The sequence below is a fragment of the Aeromonas sp. EU05-FHT14A05 genome (genome assembly GCF_058791175.1).
This window is the reverse complement of record NZ_JBYTDH010000020.1, coordinates 1-15,586: the sequence shown is the minus strand read 5'-3', so window position 1 is coordinate 15,586 and position 15,586 is coordinate 1. Positions and strand designations below refer to the sequence as shown.

The 15,586-nt window shown below is 63.6% G+C and carries 15 protein-coding genes and 3 tRNA genes; 7 read left to right on the top strand and 11 right to left on the bottom strand.

The features are described 5' to 3' along the window. Positions 1-355 precede the first annotated feature (355 nt). On the top strand, positions 356-565 hold the full coding sequence (locus AC3WR3_RS19860; RefSeq protein WP_041205103.1) for a YgdI/YgdR family lipoprotein: 210 nt from the start codon (positions 356-358) through the stop codon (positions 563-565). A 43-nt stretch (positions 566-608) separates the two neighbouring features. On the opposite strand, the gene AC3WR3_RS19855 is transcribed toward AC3WR3_RS19860, so the two are convergent. After that, positions 609-4,172 carry an ATP-binding cassette domain-containing protein gene (locus tag AC3WR3_RS19855; protein WP_492293127.1) on the bottom strand — a complete coding sequence of 1,188 codons (3,564 nt, stop codon included), beginning with the start codon at positions 4,170-4,172 and terminating at the stop codon, positions 609-611. A gap of 99 nt (positions 4,173-4,271) precedes the next feature. Next, on the bottom strand, positions 4,272-5,549 hold the full coding sequence (locus tag AC3WR3_RS19850; RefSeq protein ID WP_492293125.1) for an alpha/beta hydrolase: 1,278 nt from the start codon (positions 5,547-5,549) through the stop codon (positions 4,272-4,274). 522 nt (positions 5,550-6,071) lie between these two features. Between AC3WR3_RS19850 and AC3WR3_RS19845 the strand changes: the two genes are divergently transcribed. After that, positions 6,072-6,293: a hypothetical protein gene (locus AC3WR3_RS19845; RefSeq protein WP_080675078.1), complete on the top strand. Its 222-nt coding sequence runs from the start codon at positions 6,072-6,074 to the stop codon at positions 6,291-6,293. A gap of 64 nt (positions 6,294-6,357) precedes the next feature. Here AC3WR3_RS19845 and AC3WR3_RS19840 read toward each other — a convergent pair. Beyond that, positions 6,358-6,433: transfer RNA gene (locus tag AC3WR3_RS19840), tRNA-Asn, on the bottom strand. A gap of 5 nt (positions 6,434-6,438) precedes the next feature. Continuing rightward, positions 6,439-6,514, bottom strand: a tRNA-Phe gene (locus AC3WR3_RS19835). Positions 6,515-7,128: 614 nt separating this feature from the next. On the opposite strand from AC3WR3_RS19835, the gene rraB reads away from it, so the two are divergent. Then, positions 7,129-7,464: a ribonuclease E inhibitor RraB gene (rraB, locus tag AC3WR3_RS19830; protein WP_025325934.1), complete on the top strand. Its 336-nt coding sequence runs from the start codon at positions 7,129-7,131 to the stop codon at positions 7,462-7,464. Between the two features lie 83 nt (positions 7,465-7,547). Here the strand turns inward: rraB and AC3WR3_RS19825 are convergent, their stop codons facing one another. After that, complete coding sequence (locus AC3WR3_RS19825) at positions 7,548-9,518, bottom strand: putative bifunctional diguanylate cyclase/phosphodiesterase (protein ID WP_139436744.1); 1,971 nt, start codon at positions 9,516-9,518, stop codon at positions 7,548-7,550. A 166-nt stretch (positions 9,519-9,684) separates the two neighbouring features. On the opposite strand from AC3WR3_RS19825, the gene AC3WR3_RS19820 reads away from it, so the two are divergent. Next, complete coding sequence (locus AC3WR3_RS19820) at positions 9,685-10,179, top strand: hypothetical protein (RefSeq protein ID WP_265437266.1); 495 nt, start codon at positions 9,685-9,687, stop codon at positions 10,177-10,179. Positions 10,180-10,239: 60 nt separating this feature from the next. Here AC3WR3_RS19820 and AC3WR3_RS19815 read toward each other — a convergent pair whose 3' ends face one another. Beyond that, on the bottom strand, positions 10,240-11,157 hold the full coding sequence (locus AC3WR3_RS19815; protein WP_492293122.1) for an AraC family transcriptional regulator: 918 nt from the start codon (positions 11,155-11,157) through the stop codon (positions 10,240-10,242). Between the two features lie 113 nt (positions 11,158-11,270). Here AC3WR3_RS19815 and AC3WR3_RS19810 point away from each other — a divergent pair, with 113 nt between their 5' ends. Next, positions 11,271-11,600: a carboxymuconolactone decarboxylase family protein gene (locus tag AC3WR3_RS19810; protein ID WP_024945875.1), complete on the top strand. Its 330-nt coding sequence runs from the start codon at positions 11,271-11,273 to the stop codon at positions 11,598-11,600. A 217-nt stretch (positions 11,601-11,817) separates the two neighbouring features. Here AC3WR3_RS19810 and AC3WR3_RS19805 read toward each other — a convergent pair whose 3' ends face one another. The 5 genes from AC3WR3_RS19805 to rsgA are packed head-to-tail and all read right to left on the bottom strand — an operon-like array spanning position 11,818 to position 14,696. Then, on the bottom strand, positions 11,818-12,222 hold the full coding sequence (locus AC3WR3_RS19805) for a hypothetical protein (RefSeq protein ID WP_492293119.1): 405 nt from the start codon (positions 12,220-12,222) through the stop codon (positions 11,818-11,820). Between the two features lie 2 nt (positions 12,223-12,224). Next, positions 12,225-12,488, bottom strand: coding sequence for a DUF2960 domain-containing protein (locus AC3WR3_RS19800; protein WP_005327324.1), 264 nt, complete (start codon positions 12,486-12,488; stop codon positions 12,225-12,227). Then, on the bottom strand, positions 12,478-12,750 hold the full coding sequence (locus tag AC3WR3_RS19795) for a VF530 family protein (protein WP_202046615.1): 273 nt from the start codon (positions 12,748-12,750) through the stop codon (positions 12,478-12,480). Before AC3WR3_RS19795 ends, AC3WR3_RS19800 begins: the two co-directional genes overlap by 11 nt. Beyond that, positions 12,747-13,619, bottom strand: a complete 873-nt coding sequence (gene asd / locus AC3WR3_RS19790; protein ID WP_492293117.1) for an archaetidylserine decarboxylase — start codon at positions 13,617-13,619, stop codon at positions 12,747-12,749. Before asd ends, AC3WR3_RS19795 begins: the two co-directional genes overlap by 4 nt. Before the next feature lie 42 nt (positions 13,620-13,661). Then, a complete protein-coding gene (rsgA, locus tag AC3WR3_RS19785) occupies positions 13,662-14,696 on the bottom strand; it encodes a small ribosomal subunit biogenesis GTPase RsgA (protein ID WP_206667149.1) in 1,035 nt (344 codons plus the stop codon). Positions 14,697-14,787: 91 nt separating this feature from the next. Between rsgA and orn the strand changes: the two genes are divergently transcribed. Together orn and AC3WR3_RS19775 are read left to right on the top strand one after the other, a co-directional pair. Then, on the top strand, positions 14,788-15,333 hold the full coding sequence (gene orn, locus AC3WR3_RS19780; protein WP_139436732.1) for an oligoribonuclease: 546 nt from the start codon (positions 14,788-14,790) through the stop codon (positions 15,331-15,333). 177 nt (positions 15,334-15,510) lie between these two features. Then, positions 15,511-15,586, top strand: a tRNA-Gly gene (locus AC3WR3_RS19775).

The window sequence follows — 15,586 nt, the reverse complement described above, 5'->3', positions numbered from 1 at the left end:
TGGATTTAGTAATTAGGTTGCCATTTGAATTCAGTGTCGGAATCTATCAAAAGCGTATTTTTTTGCAACATATATCAGACAATTCTCAGTCTGAATGTCGGATGATTCTCAATCTCTGATTTTTTGAGTGAGAAATGATGCATTGTGTAGTCAACTTGTTTCTTTTGTGGTGTTTCTGTGTTTGTTTTTTTGTGTGATCTTTTTTTGTTGAATCTGAATGGAAGTACTTGCTTGGGTGTTGACTTTAAATTTCATTTTCTATCCATCTGTTTCTCGTCGCGACGCGGCCCTGAATCCGCCTGAGCTAGGCTTCACTTATGAACCTAGTGGTGAGAGTGAAGGGGGGGGATAGGCAATGAAACGACTGATGATGATCCTGGTGTGCATGCTGGGGCTGGTGGCGTGCAGCTCCCAATACATCATGAGCACCCGGGACGGGAAGATGATTACCACCGACAGCAAGCCCAGGCTGGATGAGGACACGGGCATGTACCGCTACTACGACGAAGAGGGGCGGGAGATGTTGATCAACAAGGATGACATCACCCAGATCATGGAGCGTTGAGACGCACGACGAGCAGGGCTGCCCGCGGGCAGCCCTTTTTGTTTCAGCCCGTCAGCTCCCCCACCTGGCGGTTCACCTGACCGGCGAACAGCTGGTGGAAGCGGGAGCCCGGATTGGCCAGCAGGCTGACCGGGGAGCCCTGCTCCACCACTGTGCCAGCCTCCATCACCACCACCTTGTCCACCGACAAGAGCGGCTCCAGATGGTGGGCTATCACCAGATAGCTGGCCTGTGGCCGGTAGCGATAGAGCAGCTCCGCCATCTTGCGCATGCCGCCGTGGCTGAGATCCGAGGTCGCCTCGTCCAGCACTATGAGGGGGCGGCGCGACAGCAGGATGCGGGCGATCACCAGCAGCTGGGTCTCGCCGGCGGAGAGTTGCAGCCGGTCGAGATCCTCGTCCAGCCGACCGGCGCAGCGCTCGGCCAGGCCGACCCGGGCCAGCGCCTGCTCCAGCGCGGCGTCGCTCTGCTCGCTCAGGGGGGCGAGATTCGCGCGCAGGGTGCCGAAGAAGGTGAGGGGGATCTGGGAGACGGTGTCATAGAGTGCGCGCACCGCCTCCGGCGCCAGGGCAGAGAGCGGCTGATCGCCGTAGTAAATCTCTCCCTGGGAGGCCGGATACATGGCCTGCAACACCCCGAGCAGGGAGCTCTTGCCTGCCCCGGTACGCCCGCACACCCCCACCTTCTCGCCGGGGGCCAGCTCGAAGTTGACCCTGTGCAGGGCCCACTGGCTGGCGCCCGGGTAGCGCAGCCCCAGGTTGTCGAAGCGCACCGCCGGATGGGGGGTGGCGAGGGCCTCTCCCTCCTGGCGCTCTCTCTCTATCTCGCTGTATTCACGCACCCGCTCCACCGCGTTCATCACCTGCTCCACTTCGGCGAAGGTACGGATCAGGGAGTTGAGCATGGCCGAGGCGGTGAAGGCGTAGGTGATGGCCACGGCCCCCAGCAGCGGGCTGTTGCCAAAGGCCACCATCAGTGCCACTGCCCCCACCAGGGCGGCGGAGAGCAGGGTCTGGTGCATGCCGAGCCAGCGGTTGATGGAGGTGGTGGTGTACCAGCTGCGCAGGTTGTTGTCATAGTGATGCAGCACCTGATCCAGGGCGAAGCGCTCGGCCCCGGCCAGACGCAGGGCGGGGGCGCCGCGAATGGTCTCGCTGATGCTGATGTAGAGCGGGGAGCGCAGCACCGAGGACTGGCGCCGCAGCTTGAGCTGTACCGCCCGGTAGCGCCGTTGCAGCACGTAGAGCGCCCAGCCCACCAGGGGGGCGATGAGCAGCAGCAGCGGCATGTTGATGCCGATGACCACCACCTGCAGAGCCACAGAGACCAGCATGCCGAACAGCCCCATCAGCATGGACAGCAGCACCTCCTGGGCCTCCCCGAGATCCCGGTCGAAGCGGTTGAGGATGCGCCCCTGGGGCACCTTGTCGAAGAACGCCATGGGGGCGCGGCTGATGCGGCCCAGCATGCCGTCGAACAGGGTCCAGGCCAGCTTGAGGCCGAGTTTGTAGTTGATGACCCGCACCACCATGATGCAGACCAGCGATCCCGCCCCCAGCAGCACATAGATGCCGAGCAGGGTATTCACATCGCTCACCTCGGCCTTGCCGCCGAGCCAGAGATCCGAGGCGATGCGCAGCCCCTCCTGACCCAGGGTGAGCAGCAGGGCGATCAGGATGGCGCCGGGGGCGGCCAGGCGCTGCCACATGAAGCCGAACAGCCCCCAGTCCACCTTGCCCTCCACCACCTTCTCCTCGCTGAACTGCTCCGCCTCCTGGGGAGGGACCGGAGGAGTGGGCTGCGGGTGCTGGATGAGATCCGCCAGCTGGTGGGCGTCTAGCTCCACCAGGCGGCCCTGCTCGATGCGGATCACCCGATCGCAGTGGGCCAGCACATCCGGGTCGTGGCTCACCAGCAGCCGGGTCGGCCCAGGCTTGAAGGCGAGCCCCTGCTCCAGCACCTGGGCCGAGACCATGGGATCCAGCGCAGACAAGGGGTTGTCCAGCAGCAGGATGTCGGCCTCTGCATAGAGCGCGCGGGCCAGGGCGACCCGCTGCTGCTGGCCGCCGGAGAGGCGGGTGCCGAGCTCACCCACCAGGGTCTGATCCCCGTGGCTCAGCAGCCCCAGATCCGTGGTGAGGGCGCAGGCACCGAGCACCCAGTGGTAGCGTGCCTCGTCCCAGGGTTGGCCGAACAGAATGTTGTTGCGGATGCTGTCGTTCATCAGCCAGGGCTTGTGGCCCAGATGCGCCACCCGGCCGTTGCGACGGACAACCCCCTCAAAGCCGTTGTCAAAGCCGGCGACCAGGTGCAGCAGGCAGCTCTTGCCCGCCCCGGTTGCTCCTGTGATCCCCACCAGTTCCCCCGGCTCGATGTGCAGACCGACCCCCTGCAGCACCGGTTTTTGCTGGTGCAGGGCGGTGACCTCTTCCAGCCGCAGGCTGCCGACGGGCAGGCTGGGATCGCCGAGATCCCGATGCTGCTCCGGGCTGCTCAGAAACTCGCACAGCCGGTTGAAACCGGTATTGAAGTTGATCAGGGTGCGGATGAGGTAAGGCAGCCGCATCATGGGGATCCGCAGCACGGCGAACAGGGCTATGGTGGTGAACACCTGGGGCAGGGTCAGGCTCTGGCCCGAGGCCAGATAGGTGGTGAAGGTGGCGAGCGTCACCAGCAGCGGGGTGCTCATCATCAGGAAGCTGTTGATGGCATCGAGCTTGAGCACCCGGCCGAGCACCCCCAGCTCCTGCTGGCGCTTGGCGTTGGCCGCCCGGGTGAAGAAGGCGCCGAGGCCGTTCTGGCGCACCAGCCGCAGCTTCTTGATGTACTCCGCCAGTATGCCGTTGCGCTCGTCCTGCTGGCGCTTGAGTTGCTGCTCCTGCTGGTTCATGCGGCGCACCACCCGGGTGGAGAGCAGCAGCAGCAGGGTGAGCACAGCGAAGCCCACCAGACCGGCGCTGCCCACCTGCCACACCAGCAGGGCTATGGTGCCCGCCAGTTGCAGTGCCATGGTGAGCGGCATGGCGGGATCGGCCAATATCCAGGTGATGTCCCACACGTCCCGGTTGATGAGGTTCTGTACCCGGCCACCGGCCCTGTCATCGAAGCTCTTGCCGCCGAGCTTCATCACCTTGGCGAGCAGGGATTCGGCCAGCAGGCGGCGAATGGGGACGTGCATCTTGAGCGCCAGCTGCAGGGAGTGCTCCGCCAGCATGCCGGCGGCGAGCACCGAGGCAAACAGGGCGAAGGCGAGCAGCAGCTTGTGGCCGGTGCTGGCATCGGTACCGAGCTGGGTCATGCTGTGGTTGAGCAGCCAGGGGCTGGCCAGGGTGGCCAGCATGCCGATCAGCTGCAGCAGGGTGAGCAGGCCGATACGGCGACGGTAGTGGCGCCAGATAAAGGCCATGATGGGCCAGGGGCGCACCGGCGCAGCGGCGGTGAGCGCGAGGAAAACATCGGCCCGCGCGTCGCGCCTGTCTTCCGGCAGCAGGGGGTAGAGATCGTCGAGACCGACCTGGGGCTCGGTCAGCCCCTTGCGTTGCAGCGGGCCCGTCCAGTGATAGAAGAGGCGGCTCAGCCAGCCGGCCGAGGTTTCCGGATGATCCAAAGGGTGTCCTTGTTGTTTTGTGTTGCTTCCGACAGGGCGGGGCGGCTCATGGGCCGCCCTCGATATTCTTTTTATGGCGGGCTCGTCGCCCGAGCAGGATCAGCGATCCCGATTCATGCGGATGAGCCTGTCCAGGATCTGCTCGCCGTCGACTCTCAGGCCGTTGTGCTCGTACTCGTTGGTGATCCAGGCGCGGCTGTTGCCAAGGCCCTTGAGGGTGTCGCGGCTGTAGTCGAACTCCACGTACATGTCCTCGGCATAGACGGCGCAGGCGACCGGCACGGGGTTCTTGGCCAGTTTCGCCTGGTCGTAGAGGGGGCCCCAATCGGCCTTCTTGGCCAGCAGGTGGGCGGCCTCCTTGAGCGGCATCAGCTCGCGGAACTGCTCGAACATCCAGGGGAAGATCATCTCGCCGGTGAAGGCGAAATCCTTGCCGGGCGCCCAGGCCAGGGCCGGAAACTCCCCCCTGACCCGCTCGGCCGCCCAGTTGCTTGCGCTCCCCTCGCAATAGATGGACTCGTGCAAAATGGCGAACACCGGATTGGTGTTGAACGGCTGCATGGCCTGCACCTTGTAGAGGAAGGCGGGGTTGATCCGCTCGCCGATGAAGGCGTCCTCCAGCAGGTAGTAGAGCTCCTCGAAGGCGCCGCTGGCGCCGAGATCCAGCCCCTGCTGCTGCAACTGCTCCACCGTCAGGCGCTGGCCGTTCGGCAGGCGCACGTCGTGGCGGTGCAGGTGGGTCGCCAGCCGGTTGGCGATGGCCTGGGCATGGGGGAAGCGGGTGAAGAAGGCGCGGTTCTTGTCCGCCACCCGTTGATAGGTGGCGCGGTAGATCTCGTCCGCGCTGCGACCTATGGGGGCCACGCCGCCGGTGAGGTAGACCTCGTGCAGGCTGTCCGGGAACAGGGAGAGGTAGGTGAGGCTGCAAAAGCCGCCGAAGCTCTGGCCAAGCAGGCTCCAGGGCCGGTCCGGGCTCAGGGTCTCGCGAATGTATTCGGCGTCCCGCACTATGCTGTCGGCGCGAAAATGGCCGAGATAATCCGCCTGCTCCCCCGGGGTGAGCCCGGCCAGCGCCTCGGCGCTGATGGGGCTGGAGTGGCCGGTGCCGCGCTGATCGAGCAGCAGCACCCGAAACTCCTGCAGGGCCCGCTTGATCCAGCCGCCGCTCGCGGTCGGGCGCGGTGCGCCAAAGCCCGGCCCCCCCTGCAGATAGAGCAGCCAGGGCAGCTCGTCATCCAGCCTGTCCTGGCGACAGAGGGTGCGGCCAAACAGGGTGATGCTCTCCTCGTCATCCGGTTTCTGGTGGTTGAGGGGCACGGTGAAGAAGTGTGGCTCGCAATGGATGCCATCCAGCACATAGTGCAAGGGGCTGCTCATCTGGGGTCTCCCTGGGATCGGAAATCGTCGGCCTCATCATAGCCCCGGCTCGCAGACGGGTCACGCCGGTTTTCCCGATATTGAGCGGCCCCATAACGAGGCCCTCTCCCGAGCGCCCGGCCGCTTTATTGTTGCGGACCGATTGACCTTGAGCTGAACCGGGATCAAGATGAGCGGCCTGCCGAGGAGGGCAGGGGAGCTGGACACAACAGGATGAGGTGGGCTCGATGAAGCCGCGATGGATAAGGTTCAGAAAGAGAAGAAAAGAGACGGATCCTGAGGGCGTGCTGCAGGCGGGGTTGCTGGTATTCAGCGCCACCTGCGGGGCGACCCTGTTGCTGGCGGCCTGTAACGGCGGCTAGCAGCCATGAAAGGCCCACCCGACAGGGTGGGCCTCTTCATTTGTCTCCCTTTTCCAGCAGGGGTGGACCGGCCTGGAGCCCTTTGCCGGCGCGGGTTTGCGGTAGTCTGATACCTGCTGCTATGGTCAATTTACGACGGGATCCACAGAGGGAGGCGATCATGAATAGTCGTGAACGGGTACTGGCTCATTTGGCCACAGATCACCGGGTTGCAGGATTGACCGCTGGCGAGGCTCTGGCCGGTATCAGCCACTCGATGAGTTCGCTCCTGCTGCAACAAGATCAGCACTTCTTTCGCTCTCATGCCGATGATCCTTGTCACGAGGTCGCCCGGGCATGTTCTGCCGGCCATGTCTGGCACGGTGACGAGAATCGCTATTAGGGGATGACATTTCGGGAAGGGGAGATGCAGAAAGGCCCGCTCAGATGAGCGGGCCTTTCGAATTTGGCTCCTCCTGCTGGACTTGAACCAGCGACATACGGATTAACAGTCCGCCGTTCTACCGACTGAACTAAGGAGGAATTATTGGTGCCCAGAGACGGAATCGAACCGCCGACACGGGGATTTTCAATCCCCTGCTCTACCGACTGAGCTATCTGGGCAACGGCGCGCATTAAACCCTTTCTGCGCCGAGGTGTCAACCGCCGGGGGCAGATTGTGGCATCGTTCGCTCGATAACCGAACAATCGGCCCTGTTTCATCCGTTTTTCCGCCCTGTCGTGCCGTTTTCATGGGCAACCCGGGCAAAAGGGGGGGGGGCGGATTCCCCCTGGACGGGCGTCATGACTCAGTGACGGCCATGACCCAGGCCCATCATAGGGGCGAGCCGATGAGCGGGCGCCTTGCTTCTGAGGGTGTGTCATTCAAGCGAGTTCTGTCATGCTCCCGGGCTGACCCTCTGTCATCGGCACCTCCAGGGTGGGAAACACCGATCCCCAAAGAGCCTGCAATCTGTCTTGCTTGCCTCAAGCCGGAGGGGACTGTGCCTGTCAAAGGCGGGTTATTGCACGTTTTGACCTTTTTACGGACACCCCCCTTTGGTGGGGAGCGGGCAAGGCAGTTATCTTGGTTCGCCGCATTGAGCCCGTTGCGCTCTGCGGGTATGCTTTGCCGCAACCATCCCCTGGCGGCGACCCGGGCCGACGCGGCCGCAGCGTGCCTGCCAGCAGGGGCTGACATCCATCCAATACCGCCTGGGGTTTATATGAGTATCAACATGCAAGAGTGGCGCGACGAGACCACCGCCATCGTCAACGAGCTGCTGGCCGATGGCAGCAATCCGAGTCTGGACTACGAGATTGAGCACCACTTTGCCTGCCAGGACTTCGATCTGCTGGAGAAGGCGGCGGTCGACCTGTTCAAGGCCGGCTTTGAGGTGACAGATGCCGAGGAGATGGAGCTGGACGATGGCGCCACCATCTTCTGCTTCGATGCCACAGTGGAGTGCAAGCTGGATATCGAGACCATAGTGGCCGACATCGAGAAGATGCTGCCTATCCTGGAAAAATATGGCGTGGACTACGACGGCTGGGGCACCTACTTCCAGGAGTAAGCGCGCCAGAGTCGATGTGCCAGTGTGCACCGTCTGCAAACACAACAAGGCCACCCTCGGGTGGCCTTGTTGTTGGCGGTGTCTCAGGCCGGCAACTGGTAGTTGCGGGCAAACTCGGCGGGGGGCAGGGGGCGGCTGAACAGGTAACCCTGCAGGCGATCGCAGCCCGCCTGGGCCAGCCAGGCCTGCTGCTCCACGGTTTCCACCCCTTCGGCGGTGATCCTGATGCCGAGTTCATGGCCGAGCCCGATGACGGAGCGCACTATGGCGGTGGTGGCCTGGTTGCTGGCCAGCCCCTGGGTGAAGCTTCTGTCGAGCTTGAGGGTGGCCACCTGCAGCCTCGGCAGATAGGCGAGGGAGCAGTAACCCGTGCCGAAGTCGTCGATGGCGAGCTGGAAGCCAGCCTCGATGAGGCAGGCCAGGTTGCTCTCTATCTCGTCGGCATTCTCCATCAGCACCCCTTCGGTGATCTCCAGCTCCAGCTGCCAGGGGGCCAGCCCGTGGCGCTCGATGCAGTCGAAGATCTGCGGGCAGAGTTCGGGGTCGCGGAACTGCAGCGGTGACAGGTTGATGGAGAGCACCAGATCCGGCGCCGCCACCTGCCAGCGGGCCAGCTGGGCACAACCCAGCTCCAGCATCAGCTGGCCGAGCTGGCCGATGAGCCCCAGCTCTTCCGCCAGGGGAATGAATTCGTCGGGGGAGATCATGCCGAACTCAGGATGAGGCCAGCGGCAGAGCAGTTCGGCCCCGTGCAGCCGGTTGCTGTGGGTGCAGATGATGGGCTGGTAGACGGCGGTCAGCTCGGCCGACTTGATGGCCAGCGGCAGCTGGGCGGCGATGTGCTGACGGCGCTTGAGCTTGGCGTCTAGCTCGGGGTCGAACAGGGTGCAGTGCTGCTGCTGGCGCTTGCCCTGGGCCAGGGCGGCTTCCGCGTGGCTCAGCAGGCGCTCGGCCTCCTTGGCCTTGCCGTGGGCGATGCCGAGGAAGACCGGGATCTGGATCCTGTGCTCCTCGACCTGGTAGGGGGCCATCAGCTCCTGTTGCAGGTTGCGGCTCCACTCATCCAGGGAGAGGGGAAGCTCGGGCAGCAGCAGGGCGAAGTCATCGGCGGCGACCCGGCAGAGCAGGGACTGGGGCGGCGCGAGCCGTTGCAGGCGGCGCGCCACCTGGCTGAGCAGCCGGTCGGCGACCCGGATGCCGAAGCGATCGTTGATCTCGCGAAAATGTTGCAGATCCACCAGCAGCAGGCTGGCCTTGCGGGCGCCGAGGTGACGGCTGGTCTGCAGGAAGTGGGAGAGCTTGAGCAGGCCGGTGAGGCTGTCGTAGTGCTGCTCCTGTTGCAACTGGGCCTGGGTGGTGCGCAGCCCTGTGATGTCGCGGCTCAGGGTGAGGATGCCGAGGGAGTTGCCCTCGTCGTCCGGCACCTCGACCCGGGTGACCTCCAGGTGGCGCCCCTTGCCCTGGGCATCCACCACGCAATATTCCCCCTGTCCCAGGGTCTGCTCGACGGGCAGGCGGGGGGGCACTCGCCGACCCAGGGCATCGCTTGCCGTCAGCCCCATGAAGTCGAGGAAGGCCTGATTGCAGTCGATGAGCACGCCCTGGTGATCTTCGAGGCGAATGAGATCCGGAATGGCGTCAAGCAGGCGGCGTTGCAGCAGCTGCTGCTGGCGGAAGGTCTGCTCCAGCTCCTTGCGCTGGTCGATGGCGCTGACCATGGCAAAGAGGGCGAGGGGGTTGCCCTGCTCGTCATAGAGCGGCACCTTGTGGATCTCCATCCAGTTGGCGCCGGCGCCACCGTGGCAGTGCAATTGCTGGTGCAGCAGGGGCTTGCCTTCGGCCAGCAGGCGCCCGTCCTCCTCGCGAAACAGATCGCCCCAGGGCATCTCGGCGTCCGTCTTGCCGATGAGGTCGCTCGGCTGCGGCAGCCCGGCCTCCCGGGCGAAAGCCTTGTTGGCAAACAGGTACCGTCCGGCCGTATCCCGGCAGAAGATATTCATGGGTAACTGGTCGATGATCTGCTGCAGCAGCGCCAGGGAGAGCGAAGAATTCACGTGAGCACTCACGGGGGAGACTTCGAGCAAATCTATGATAACAGGTCAGTTTTGTAAAGCTTGGGTTAAGAATCCGCCATTTATGAGGATCCCTGCTGACAGTCTGTGTCGTGATCGCCATAATAGCCGCCGGTTGGCCTATGGCCTTATGGACGAGAGAAGCAGCATGAAGAAGATAATGGGGGGCGCCCTGGCCCTGTTGATGGTGGGTTGTGCCAGTGACAACAATGGTGGCGAGCAGTACCGCTATACCCCGCCGGTTGCCAAGGCGACCAACAACACCCAGGAGATGGCAATTCCGGTGGATCTGGTGTGGGCCCGCGCCGAGAAGTGGTTTGGCGATCACGGTCTGAACATCGAAAACAGCCAGCGTGGCTCAGGTCTGATGACCGCCAACGTCGAAAACTCGGCCGAGGGGCTGGAGTGGCTGGATTGCGGCACCATGGGTTCCAAGGTCGCACTGGGCAACCCCAATCTGCAGATCAACCTGATCATCACCCAGAGCGGCAACAACAGCGTGGCGACCGTCAACGTCAAGGGCAACACCCAGCTCTACTTCGTCGAGTCCTCCGGCGAGCGCGTGCTGGCACCCTCCATCACCCCGGTGTGCGTCTCCCGTGGCAGCCTGGAACAGAGCCTGTTCTCCACCCTCGGCAATTAAGTCGCGCCGAGTGCCAGCAAAAACCCCGTTGCCTGCAACGGGGTTTTTGTTTTTGGCCCGCTAGCCGGGCAGGGCCGGCCAGCCCTGCTGGCGAAAGCGGCCAGGCGCCATCCCGCTCGACTGCTTGAATGCCTTGGCAAAGGAGGCCTCCGACTGATAGCCGACCCGCTGCGCCACCTCGCCGAGGGGGAGTTGATCCGGGTGGCGCAGCAGCTCGGCCGCCCGCACCATCCGCACCCGCACCATGAACTCCCAGACGCTGCAGCCCAGCCGCTGGCGAAAGTGGCGAAAATAGGTGGCGCGGGACATGGCGGCCAGCGCCGCCAGTTCATCCACGCTCCAGGGGTGAGCCGGGTCGGCCAGCATGGCCTGCAGCGAGCGGCCCAGCCTGGGGTCTTGCAGGGCGCCGACCAGCCCGAGCGCCCCGTGTGGATCGCTGGCATGGGCCCGCAGCCCCATGGCCAGCAGCACCTGACTGAGGGCCGTCAGCACAGCCCCCGAGCCCTGCTGTTCGCGCAGCAGCTCCTGGCGGATCAGGCAGAGCACCAGACTCAGCGCCTGCTGCGACTCGCTGGCGAGCAGCGGGATGCAGAGCGGGCTGGGCAGGGCATCCAGCAACAGCGGCCGCAGCGGTCCCTGATAGCGGTACTCGCCGCACAGAAACTCCACCTGATCGCCGCCATCGCCCCTCTGTGGCAGCAGCCCGTCGCCCGGCTCGGCCAGGGTCAGGGGGTCGCCTTCCCGCCAGATGGTATGAGGCTCGCCACCGGGCAGCAGCAGCAGATCGCCCGGGCGCAGTGCCACGTCGTCTCCCTGCGCCGTGGTGACCCGGATCTCTCCCTTCATCAGCAGGTGAAACGGCATCACCCCGGCCGGGCTCTGCGCGTGGGGCAGCCTGAAACCGCCGCGATAGAGGCAGCGCACATCGAACGTGCCCTGGATGCCGGCCTGGCTGATCAGCTGGTCTATCTGGTTCATGATTCTATTTGACTGTTATTTGCGTCTTTAAAGTATTAAACGACTCAAGTCTCGATGCAATACTGGCTTCATCGAGCAGGCAGGGGCCTGTTCTGTCACACCGGAGAGTCAAAATGCAAGACTGGGATCAATACCGCAAACAGTTGATGGGCCGCGTCATGGAGCTGGGCACCCTGAGCCCGGATACCCTCAAGGGTTATCAGCAGCTGTCGTCCGCCGGCAGCAAGAGCGGCGTACTCGATGGCAAGACTCGCGAGCTGATCTCGCTGGCGGTGGCCGTCACGACTCGTTGCGATGGCTGCATCGCCGTCCATGCCGATGCCGCCCTCAAGCAGGGGGCCAGCCGGGCGGAGATTGCCGATGCACTGGGGGTCGCCGTTGCCATGAATGCCGGGGCTGCCATGGTCTATTCAGCCCGGGTGCTGGACGCCATCGACCGTTGAGCCTGGATGGGGCGGCTCTGACGCCGCCCTGCCGCCAGGTTGTCGGTCTGCCGGCCAGTCCCTGCTGGTCCCAGCAAGTTGAGTGACCCTGCCTACCTTTGCCACGCCCCACGGGCGTGGCTTTTTTGTCTGCGGGCTGGCCTGCCGGCCATGGTTTGCGCTTTCCAAAAACAAAACCCCCGGCTGGGCCGGGGGGATGGATGCTTATCTCAGGGGATCAGGGCTGGAGTGCGCTGTCACCGTGAAACAGCGCCCGCTCGCCGGACTTGAGCACATAGCCCTTCCAGGGGAAGAGCTGGTAGGCCCCTCCCTGCCAGGACCAGTTTCCCTCCTCGCCCTGGCGGTCAAGGGGGATCAGCTCGCCGCTTGGCAGAGTCAGCTCGGCCTTGCTCTGATCGGCGTTGAACAGCACGAAGGCGCTGCCGGTCTCGGTGGCCTCGAGGGATTGCAGGCGTACAGCCTGTTCGAACAGGCGTACGCACTGGCCGAGCAGGGGGGACCACTGGTAACCGGCGCTGGCACGGCAGCCGTGGGCATCCTGATCGTTGCCGACCAGCTGGGGAGTCTGGGTGCTGCAGGCCGCCAGCAGCAGGGAGGCGGCCATCAGAGTCAGGGTTCGCATGCTCACTCCTGCTTGTCTTCGAGATTGTCCCGTTCGATCACGACGTTGGAGAAGCCCAACTCCTTGAAGTAGTTCTCCCTGTAGTCCTTCACGCTCTTCTTGTCGCGGCGGCACACCTGGGCCAGCTGGGCCTCCATGGCGTGGAAACTGGAGAGATCCAGCCCCTCGGCCGCGGCGATGGCGTCGTAGATGCTGTTGAACTTGTCGTTGGCGTAGCCTATCTCTTTGGCCTGCTTCTTGTAGGTGTAGGTAATCTTAAACGCCACTGGGGTCTTCCTTCTGTTTGGCCTGTTTGCGTTGAACGTAGAGATAGAGGCTCTCTACCTTCTCTCGCGCCCAGGGAGTCTTGCGCAGGAACTTCAGGCTGGACTTGACGCTGGGATCCTCGGTGAAGCAGCGGATGTTGATCTGCTGTCCCAGGGCTTCCCAGCCGTAGTGCTCGACCAGGGCGGTGACGATCGCCTCCAGGGTCAGCCCGTGCAGCGGGTTGTTTTTCTGCGAGCTAGCAGGCTTCGACTGGTCACTCATGCCTGCTCCGCCAGCTTGGCAAAAGGCTGACCCATGCGGGTGGTGACGCCGTTGGCCAGGTGGGGGTCGAAACCGGCCAGCATGCCCGGGCCAAACAGGCAGACTACGGTGCTGCCGAGCTTGAACAGGCCCATCTCGGCGCCCTTTTGCAGGGTGATGGCCTCGTCGCCGCTGTAATCCCAGCGCACCACTTCCTTCTGCTTGGTCGGCGCTATGTTGCCAGCCCAGATGGTCTCGATGCTGGCGACGATAGTGGCACCAACCAGCACCAGCGCCATGGGGCCGTGGGGGGTGCGGAAGGTGGCAACCACCCGCTCGTTGCGGGCGAACAGGTTGGGCACGTTCTCGGCGGTGAGCGGGTTGACGGAGAAGAGATCCCCCGGCACGAACACCATGCTCTCCAGCACGCCGTCCAGCGGCATGTGGATGCGATGGTAATCCTTGGGCGCCAGATAGATGGTGGCAAAGTCCCCATCCTTGAACGGCGCCACCAGATCCTCGAAGCCGCCCAGCAGCTCGCGGGCGCTGTAGTCGTGGCCCTTGGCCTGGATGATGCGGCCTTGGTTAATGGGGCCGAGCTGGCTGACGGTGCCGTCCACCGGCAGGGCCAGGGTCATGGGATCCTCGACCAGGGGGCGGATCCCCGGCTTGAGCTCGCGGGTGAAGAAGGCGTTGAAGCTCGCGTAGTGGGCCGGATCTTCGTGCAGTGCCTCGCTCATGTCGACGCCGTACTGCTTGATAAAGGCCTCGATCACCCGGGTGGTGAGGTTGCCAGCCTCAGCGGCGGCAAGCTTGCCGACCAGGCGGGAGAGGGCGTGTTTGGGCAGGCAGTATTGACCGGCAATTTTCAGGTTGTCAGTGATGCTCATGATCTTCATCTGCTCTTTCTAAAAAGAGGGAGGTTGATTGGGTCACAGCCGGGCTTGTTGCCGACCGTGGCGGGCTTCCTGCATGGTTTCCAGGATGCGGTGATAGTTGTGGAAGCGGTCAGGGCTGATGGCGCCACTGCTGACCGCCGCCCGCAGGGCGCAGCCGGGATCGTCCTTGTGGGTGCAGTCGCGGAACTTGCAACTGCCGAGGTAGTCGCGAAACTCCACGAAACACCAGGTGATGCGATCGGCTTCCAGGTGCCAGAGGGCGAACTCGCGGATCCCGGGGGAGTCGATGAGATCGCCGCCGCTCGGGAAGTGATAGAGCCGCGCCGTGGTGGTGGTGTGGGTGCCCAGCCCCGAGTTTTCGGAGATCTCGCCGGTGAGCACGCCGAGCCCCGGCATCAGGGCGTTGGTCAGGGACGACTTGCCCACCCCGGACTGGCCGACGAAGATGCTGATCTTGTCGGTCAGGGCGGCCTTCAGCTCATCGAGCCCCTCGCCGCTCTCGCAGCTCACCAGGATCACCGGGTAGCCGAGCTTGCGGTAGGCGGCGAGCTGGCCCTCGACCCGGGTGCGGGCCGCCTCGTCCAGCATGTCGACCTTGTTCAGCACGATGAGGGGGGCGATTTCCACATCCTCGGCGGCCACCAGGTAGCGGTCGACTATGTTGGTGGAGAACTCGGGCATCACCGCCGAGACGATGACTATCTGGTCGATGTTGGCGGCGATGGGCTTGACCCCGTCGTAGAAGTCCGGCCGGGTCAGCACGGAGTGACGGGGATGCACCGCCTCGATGACGCCGGCGGTCGCGGCATTGAGGCCGGGACGCCACACCACCTTGTCACCGCACACCAGGCTGTTGATGCTGCTGCGCCTCAGGTTGCTGCGGTGTATGGTGCCGTCGACGGCTTCCACGTCCGCATGCTGGCCGAAGCGGCTGATCACCACCCCTTCGATGGCCGGGCCAAACAGGGTGTCATCCACCACAGTGGTGTGATCTTTTTGCAGCCGCCGCTCGCGGTTGGCCTGAACGCGCCTCTGTTGACCCAGATTGAGTTTTGCTTTCTTTGCCACTCGATTCGCCAGTTTATGAACAGATCCAAAGCCAGTATGATACATGCAAATTGGCAAAATTCCGCCATTCCTCCCAATAGAGAGAGCAATCATGACAGTCAGCGCGCAGAACCTGGTATGGATCGACATGGAGATGACGGGGCTGGACCCCGAAGAGAACGTGGTTCTGGAGATTGCCACCATCATCACCGACAAGGATCTGAACGTGCTGGCACAAGGGCCCGTCATCGCCATTCACCAGAGCGATGAAGAGCTGGCCAAGATGGACGAGTGGAACGTCAACACCCATACCAAGAGCGGGCTGGTGGCCCGGGTCAAGGCGAGCGAGCACGACGAGGCCCGTGCCGTGGCCGAGACCCTCGAGTTCATCCGCCAGTGGGTGCCGGAGCGCACCAGCCCCCTGTGCGGCAACAGCATAGGCCAGGATCGCCGCTTCATGGTCAAGCACATGGGCGAGCTGGAAGCCTTCTTCCACTACCGCAACGTCGACGTCAGCACCATCAAGGAGCTGGTGCGCCGCTGGCAGCCGGAGCTGCTGGAAAAGTTCACCAAGAGCGGTTCCCACCAGGCGCTGGACGACATCCGCGAGTCCATCGCCGAACTGCAGTTCTACCGCAGCCACGTCTTCAAAATCTGAGTCCCCGGCAAGGGGTTGCCGTCGCCCGGTTGCTAAAATCGGCAGTTCGGCCAGCTTTTGAGCGAACGGCTGCACAGTGACAAAAAAGCCCTTGCAATTGGAATGACTGCTCTTATAATTCGGCTCCCGTACAGTAGCGCAAGCAACCAAATGCTGTACGGCCGTTTTAAGGTAGTTGCGGGAATAGCTCAGTTGGTAGAGCACGACCTTGCCAAGGTCGGGGTCGCGAGTTCGAGTCTCGTTTCCCGCTCCA

What these genes read in the sequence shown, in the direction of transcription:
- AC3WR3_RS19860 (WP_041205103.1), top strand. Translation starts at nt 356, where the DNA reads ATGAAACGACTGATGATGATCCTGGTGTGCATGCTGGGGCTGGTGGCG.
- AC3WR3_RS19850 (WP_492293125.1), bottom strand. Translation starts at nt 5,549, where the DNA reads ATGAGCAGCCCCTTGCACTATGTGCTGGATGGCATCCATTGCGAGCCA.
- AC3WR3_RS19845 (WP_080675078.1), top strand. Translation starts at nt 6,072, where the DNA reads ATGAATAGTCGTGAACGGGTACTGGCTCATTTGGCCACAGATCACCGG.
- rraB (WP_025325934.1), top strand. Translation starts at nt 7,129, where the DNA reads ATGCAAGAGTGGCGCGACGAGACCACCGCCATCGTCAACGAGCTGCTG.
- AC3WR3_RS19820 (WP_265437266.1), top strand. Translation starts at nt 9,685, where the DNA reads ATGAAGAAGATAATGGGGGGCGCCCTGGCCCTGTTGATGGTGGGTTGT.
- AC3WR3_RS19815 (WP_492293122.1), bottom strand. Translation starts at nt 11,157, where the DNA reads ATGAACCAGATAGACCAGCTGATCAGCCAGGCCGGCATCCAGGGCACG.
- AC3WR3_RS19810 (WP_024945875.1), top strand. Translation starts at nt 11,271, where the DNA reads ATGCAAGACTGGGATCAATACCGCAAACAGTTGATGGGCCGCGTCATG.
- AC3WR3_RS19805 (WP_492293119.1), bottom strand. Translation starts at nt 12,222, where the DNA reads ATGCGAACCCTGACTCTGATGGCCGCCTCCCTGCTGCTGGCGGCCTGC.
- AC3WR3_RS19795 (WP_202046615.1), bottom strand. Translation starts at nt 12,750, where the DNA reads ATGAGTGACCAGTCGAAGCCTGCTAGCTCGCAGAAAAACAACCCGCTG.
- asd (WP_492293117.1), bottom strand. Translation starts at nt 13,619, where the DNA reads ATGAGCATCACTGACAACCTGAAAATTGCCGGTCAATACTGCCTGCCC.
- orn (WP_139436732.1), top strand. Translation starts at nt 14,788, where the DNA reads ATGACAGTCAGCGCGCAGAACCTGGTATGGATCGACATGGAGATGACG.